This is a genomic window from Acidovorax sp. CF316, from assembly GCF_000276605.1.
In the GTDB taxonomy this organism is placed as follows: Bacteria; Pseudomonadota; Gammaproteobacteria; order Burkholderiales; family Burkholderiaceae_C; genus Acidovorax.
The window spans coordinates 23,721-30,132 of record NZ_AKJX01000135.1; the positions used below are offsets into that span (position 1 = coordinate 23,721).

6 protein-coding genes are annotated in these 6,412 nt (G+C 68.1%); 3 read left to right on the plus strand and 3 right to left on the minus strand.

All coding sequences use genetic code 11. The features are described 5' to 3' along the window. The first annotated feature begins 31 nt into the window (after positions 1 to 31). From PMI14_RS16905 to PMI14_RS16915, 3 genes are all read left to right on the plus strand, one after another. On the plus strand, positions 32 to 1,045 hold the full coding sequence (locus tag PMI14_RS16905; protein WP_007856417.1) for a tripartite tricarboxylate transporter substrate binding protein: 1,014 nt from the start codon (positions 32 to 34) through the stop codon (positions 1,043 to 1,045). 115 nt (positions 1,046 to 1,160) lie between these two features. Next, positions 1,161 to 1,574 carry a nucleoside diphosphate kinase regulator gene (gene rnk, locus PMI14_RS16910; RefSeq protein ID WP_007856419.1) on the plus strand — a complete coding sequence of 138 codons (414 nt, stop codon included), beginning with the start codon at positions 1,161 to 1,163 and terminating at the stop codon, positions 1,572 to 1,574. Positions 1,575 to 1,664: 90 nt separating this feature from the next. Further along, positions 1,665 to 2,072: a hypothetical protein gene (locus tag PMI14_RS16915; protein WP_007856421.1), complete on the plus strand. Its 408-nt coding sequence runs from the start codon at positions 1,665 to 1,667 to the stop codon at positions 2,070 to 2,072. A 92-nt stretch (positions 2,073 to 2,164) separates the two neighbouring features. Here PMI14_RS16915 and PMI14_RS16920 read toward each other — a convergent pair whose 3' ends face one another. The 3 genes from PMI14_RS16920 to PMI14_RS16930 form a co-directional block, all read right to left on the minus strand. Beyond that, a complete protein-coding gene (locus PMI14_RS16920) occupies positions 2,165 to 3,283 on the minus strand; it encodes an acyltransferase (RefSeq protein WP_007856422.1) in 1,119 nt (372 codons plus the stop codon). Between the two features lie 191 nt (positions 3,284 to 3,474). Continuing rightward, positions 3,475 to 4,428, minus strand: coding sequence for a nitronate monooxygenase family protein (locus tag PMI14_RS16925; protein WP_007856423.1), 954 nt, complete (start codon positions 4,426 to 4,428; stop codon positions 3,475 to 3,477). A 103-nt stretch (positions 4,429 to 4,531) separates the two neighbouring features. Continuing rightward, positions 4,532 to 6,322 (minus strand): acyl-CoA dehydrogenase, encoded by a 1,791-nt coding sequence (locus PMI14_RS16930; protein WP_007856428.1) that lies wholly within the window; start codon positions 6,320 to 6,322, stop codon positions 4,532 to 4,534. Between the last annotated feature and the right edge of the window lie 90 nt (positions 6,323 to 6,412).

The window sequence follows — 6,412 nt, forward strand, 5'->3', positions numbered from 1 at the left end:
TGACCGGGCGCACCGTTTCAGGAGACATGACATGACGCACGACAACCCACAGAACCCTTCCCCATCCCATGGCCGCCGCCTGGCCGGCGCACTCGCCCTGGCGGCACTCGCGGGCAGCGCCCTGCTGTCCACCGGCGTGCACGCGGAAACCTACCCCGCCAAGCCCATCAAGGTGGTCGTCAACTTCCCGGCGGGCGGCGCGGCCGACCAGATCGCGCGCGCGGTGACGGTGCCGCTGCAGGCGGCGCTGGGCCAGCCCGTGGTGGTGGAGAACCGGGGCGGCGCGGGCGGCAACATTGGTGGCGAGGCCGTGGCCAAGTCGCCGGCCGATGGCTACACCTTGCTCATGAGCTCGGGTGGCATGGTCTCGGTGAACCCGCACATCTACCCCAAGATGCCGTTCGACCCGGTGAAGGACCTGCTGCCCGTGGCCGCCGCGGCGCGCGTGCTGGTGTTCCTGGAGGTGCGGCCCACGCTGCCGGTGAACACCGTCCAGGAGTTTCTGGCCTACCTCAAGGCCAACCCGGGCAAGGTGAGCTTCGGCACGCCGGGCAACGGCAGCTCGCCCCACCTGGCGGCCGAGATGCTCAAGGCCCAGGCCAATGTGTTTGCCGTGCACGTGCCCTACCGCGGTGCTGCGCCCGCCATGCAGGACCTGCTGGGCGGGCAGGTGGACTTCATGTTCGACCCGGGCATCGGCCTGCAGCACGTGAAGGCCAACAAGCTGCGCCTGCTGGCCGTGGGCAGTTCCAAGCGCTCGCCGCTGTTCCCTGACGTGCCCACGCTGGCCGAGGTGGGCTTGAAGGGCTTCGATGCCGATACCTGGTTCGGCTTCTATGCGCCCGCGGGCACCCCGGCCGAGGTGGTGACGCGCCTGAACCGCGAGATCAACAAGGTGCTGGCCACGCCCGCCGTGCAGGAGCGCATCACGGCCCTGGGCGGCGTGCCCGCGCCCATGTCGCCCGCCGACTTCAATGAGCGCGCAAAGATCGACAGCACGCGCTTCGGCGCGCTGATCAAGGCGCGCAACATCAAGGGGGACTGACCGATTCCCCGCCCCGGGCACCAATGCCCGCACGGTGCAGTGCGAGATTGCCGGCAAACCGCGCCAGCCGGCCTATAGTCCCGCGCTTTGCAACCACCACCGAGCGAGGTACCCCATGGCGCGCAAGCCCCAGATCATCCTGTCGTCCCTGGACGTCGACCGCATCGAAGCCCTGCTGGCCGCCATCCCGGCCAGCGTCTTCCCCGGCAAGGCCGATCTGCAGGCAGAGATCGACCGCGCCGAGGTGGTGCCCCCCGAGGAGATCCCGCCGCATGTAGTGACCATGAACTCCACGGTGCAGTTCGCCATCGAGGAAACCGGCAAGGAGTTCTGCCTGATGCTGGTCTACCCGCGCGACATGGACGGCAGCGCCGACCGCCTGTCGATCTTCGCGCCCGTGGGCAGCGCGCTGCTGGGCCTGGCGGTGGGCGACGCCCTGGTCTGGCCCGGCCCCGGCGGCAAGCCGATGACGGTGCGGGTGAAGGCGATCCTGTACCAACCGGAAGCAGCGGGCGAATTGCACAGGTAGCCACTCTCCCGTGGCAATGGCCGTGGCGCAACCGCCGCAAATTGCAACAGGTGTTTGCGTTGTCATGGCTTGCAGCGACAATTGAAGACCATGAGCGCGCCCCCGCAGCTTCCCGATGATCCGAACGCCACGGCTGCGGCCCTGGCGGCTGTGCCGACCGCGTTCGACCCGGACTCCACCACCGCCTTCCAGCAGCGGATGGAGCGCGCGCCCGAATGGTTCTGCTCGTTCCTGGCCGGCAACAGCCGCGAAAAGAGCCGCCTCAAGCGCGAGATCGCGACCATGAAGGGATCGGTCGCCTGGCTCATGAAGCAGCGCCGCGAGGGCAACTGGACAGCCGAGGAGCGGGACCAGCTGCGCGACGTGATGCGCTCGGCCTCGTCGGTCAGCCCCTATTTGTTCATCTGGGTGATCCCCGGCTCGATGCTGCTGCTGCCCTTCATGGCCTGGTTCCTGGACAAGCAGCGCAAGCGGCGCGAGGGCCTGCCGCCGGGTTGACCCCTACGGGAGCCCTTTCTGGCGTCCCGAGACAAGCAGAGTTCGCGCAAACCGGCCCAGGCGCGCAGCGCCTCAGGGGGATGGTCCGAATACTATGCCCAGTGGCTGCTGACCGCGACCAGCATGCCCGCCCCCACCAGCCCGGCCTGCCAGCGCAGCGCCATGGACCAGGTGGGCACATGGCGTTCCACGCGCTCGTAGAGCTGCCGCCCGGCCATCAGCGACAGGGTGAAGGCCAGCACCATGCCCAGGGCGTTGACCACTGGCGCCGTGGGGAACAGGTGGCCGACGACGGCGTTGACCAGCAGGCACACGGCGAAGTGCACGAGGAAGACCGAGTACGACATCTGGCCCAGCCGGACCAGGGGCGCCACGCCCTGCCACTGGCGCAGTGGTGCCGAGCGCAGGGCGGCCACCAGCAGCACGGCGGCGGCGAGCGCCAGTGCGATGCGGCCTCGGAACTCCAGGGCCAGTGCCACGCCGCCCAGCAGCAGCATCAGGGCCAGCCAGCCGGTGGCGCGGGGCGACTTCACGGCCCAGTAAGCCAGCATGCCCAGGCCGTACGCGCCGAAGAAGTACCAGCCCCACATGTCGAGCGCGCTGTCGCGGTTGAACACCCACAGCGAGGCGGCCGTGAGCGCCACCAGCAGGCCCTGGCCGATCACCGGACCATGGCGGCGTGCCCAGTCGCCGGGCAGCGAGCGGACGCCGGCCCAGACCAGCACGCTGAGTGCGAACAGCTGAAAGTCGATGGCCACGTACCAGACGCCGGCCGAGAGGGCATCCTCGCCCACGATGTCCTGCAGCAGCAGCGCATTGGCCAGCAGCTGGGCCAGGGTGGGCTCATCGGGCACGGAGTGGTGGTCCATCCACGGGCGCACCAGGGCCGCCACCAGCACCGCCAGCAGCAGGGCCACGGCATAGGGCACGACCAGGCGCACGAAGCGCCGGGTGATCGCTGCGCCGGCACTGTCGAAGCGCGCCACACCCTGGGGCGCCAGGCTGGCGGCCGCCAGGTAGCCACCCAGCACCAGGAACACCTGCACGGCCATGCGGCCGTAGTCGTACAGCCAGGCCATCAGCAGCGGCGCCAAGGGCGCTGCGATGTCGGACATGGGGCCGTAGAACGCCAGGTGGTGGCAGACGATGGCGGCGCAGGCCAGCCCTTTGACCATGTCGATCAGGGGCATGCGGGAGGTGGCGGAGGACATGGGAGACGGAAGGAGCGAAATGGAATGACCCGCCCGCCGATGCGGGCAAAAACCGCCTATTGTCGCTTGTTACAGAAATTTGCGCTTGGACCCCACTTCACGGGCATGTGCGGCTACGCGCAAGGCGGACGGGCCCCTGGCAAAGAAAAAGCCCGGGCAAGCCCGGGCGCCAGGGGGAGCAGGGGCAGGGATCAGAGCGCCAAGCGTGCGCGGGCGGCCTGGTATTCGCGGCGCAGACGCGCCACCAGCTCGGCCGTGCTGGTCACGGCGTCGATGGCGCCGATGCCCTGGCCGCAGCCCCAGATGTCCTTCCAGGCCTTCTTGGCATCGCCACCGAAGTTCATCTTGCTCGGGTCGGACTCGGGCAGGTTGTCGGGGTCCATGCCCGCAGCGCGGATCGAGGGCGCCAGGTAGTTGCCGTGCACGCCCGTGAACAGGTTGCTGTAGACGATGTCATCGGACGAACCGGCAACGATGGCCTGCTTGTACTCCTCGCTGGCGCGCGCCTCGTGCGTGGCGATGAAGGCCGAGCCGATGTAGCCGAAGTCGGCGCCCATGGCCTGCGCGGCCAGCACCGCGTCGCCGCTGGCAATGGAGCCGCTGAGCGCGATGGGGCCGTCGAACCACTGGCGGATTTCCTGGATCAGTGCGAACGGGCTCTTCACGCCCGCATGGCCACCGGCACCGGCGGCCACCGCGATCAGGCCGTCGGCGCCCTTCTCGATGGCCTTGTGCGCGAACTTGTTGTTGATGATGTCGTGCAGCACGATGCCGCCCCAGGCGTGCACGGCCTGGTTCACGTCCTCGCGCGCGCCCAGGCTGGTGATGATGATCGGCACCTTGTACTTGGCGCAGACCTGCATGTCGTGCTCCAGGCGGTCATTGCTCTTGTGCACGATCTGGTTGATGGCAAAGGGCGCGGCCGGCTTGTCGGGGTTGGCCTTGTTGTAGGCCGCCAGCGTCTCGGTGATCTCGGCCAGCCATTCGTCGAGCAGTTCGGCGGGGCGTGCGTTGAGCGACGGCATGGAACCCACCACGCCGGCCTTGCACTGCTCGATCACGAGCTTGGGGTTGCTGATGATGAACAGCGGCGAGCCGATGACGGGCAGCGAGAGATTCTGCAAGGCGGGGGGCAGCTTGGACATGGCAGGTGGGTTCCGGGTTGAAAGGATGGATGGATAAATCAGGTTCTCATGGGGCGCCGGGCGCGCGCGCAATGCGCCGGCCCGGCCTGTCTCCCCCTGGTGCTCAGAATGCGTCGAGCGCCAGCTCCGTCACGCTGTCGGCGCCTTCGACGATGCTGTCGCGCAGGCCCGGTGCCTTGACCAGGATGTGCTCGGCATAGAACTGCGCCGTGGTGATTTTTGCCTGCATGAAGGCGCTGTCCTGTCCCTTGTGCAACAGCGCCTGCGCCACCAGCAGGCTGCGCGCCAGCTGCCAGCCGGCCACCAGGTTGCCTGCCAGCATGAGGTAGGGCACGCTGCCGGCGAACACGGCGTTGGGCGAGGTCTTGGTGCCGCCGGCGACGAAGTCCACCACATCGAGGAAGGCCTGGCGCGCGGCCGAAAGGCGCCGCGCCACGGCCTTGGCGGCGGGGCTGCCGTTGGCCAGCAGCTCGGCTTCGGTCTTCTCGATCTGGGCGGCAATGCCCTTGGCGGTCTGGCCGCCGTCGCGCGCGGTCTTGCGGCCCACGAGGTCATTGGCCTGGATGGCGGTCGTGCCTTCGTAGATGGTGAGGATCTTGGCGTCGCGGTAGTACTGCGCGGCGCCGGTTTCCTCGATGAAGCCCATGCCGCCGTGCACCTGCACGCCTAGGCTGGTGACTTCCAGGCTCATCTCGGTGCTGTAGCCCTTGACCAGCGGCACCATGAACTCATAGAACGCGGCGTTCTGCTTGCGCGCCTCGGCATCGGGGTGGTGGTGCGCGGCGTCGTATGCAGCGGCGGCCACGGTGGCCATGGCGCGGCAGCCCTCGGTGTAGGCGCGCATGGTCATGAGCATGCGGCGCACGTCGGGGTGGTGGATGATGGGTGCGCTGGCGGCGATGGAGCCGTCCACGGGGCGGCTTTGTACGCGGTCCTTGGCGTAGCCCACGGCCTTCTGGTAGGCGCGCTCGGCCACGGCGATGCCCTGCACGCCCACGGCGTAGCGCGCGGCGTTCATCATGATGAACATGTACTCGAGGCCCCGGTTCTCCTGGCCCACGAGGTAGCCCACGGCGCCACCGTGGTCGCCGAACTGCAGCACGGCCGTGGGGCTGGCCTTGATGCCGAGCTTGTGCTCGATGCTCACGCAGTGCGCATCGTTGCGTGCGCCCAGGCTGCCGTCGGCATTGACCATGAATTTGGGCACGACGAACAGGCTGATGCCCTTGACGCCCTCGGGCGCGCCCTGCACGCGGGCCAGCACCAGGTGCACGATGTTGGCGGCCATGTCGTGCTCGCCGTAGGTGATGAAGATCTTGGTGCCGAAGACCTTGTAGCTGCCGTCGGGCTGGGGCTCGGCACGCGTGCGCACCAGGGCCAGGTCGGAGCCGGCCTGGGGTTCGGTGAGGTTCATGGTGCCGGTCCACTCGCCGGTCACCAGCTTCTCGAGGTAGGTGGCCTTGAGCTCGTCGCTGCCGGCCGTGAGCAGCGCCTCGATGGCGCCATCGGTGAGCAGCGGGCACAGCGCGAAGCTCATGTTGGCGCTGTTGCACATCTCGATGCAGGCGGCGCCGATGGTCTTGGGCAGGCCCTGGCCACCGAAGTCGGCCGGGTGCTGCAGGCCTTGCCAGCCACCTTCGCCATACTGGCGGAAGGCTTCCTTGAAGCCCGGGGTGGTGGTGACCACGCCGTCCTTCCAGCTCGAGGGGTTCTTGTCACCCTCGAAATTCAGCGGAGCCAGCACGCCCTCATTGAACTTGGCGCACTCTTCGAGCACGGCCTGGGCGGTGTCGAGGCCCGCGTCTTCGAAGCCGGGAATCTGTGCGATCTGTTCAATGTTGGCCAGGTGCTCGATGTCGAACAGCATGTCCTTGACCGGGGCGGTGTAACTCATGGGTGTCTCCGATATATAAGAACCTGTTCAAGATCTTTTTGAAGCCGCGCAAGTCCCTTTTCGGGATGGGATGCTAGGCGCGGGGCGCAG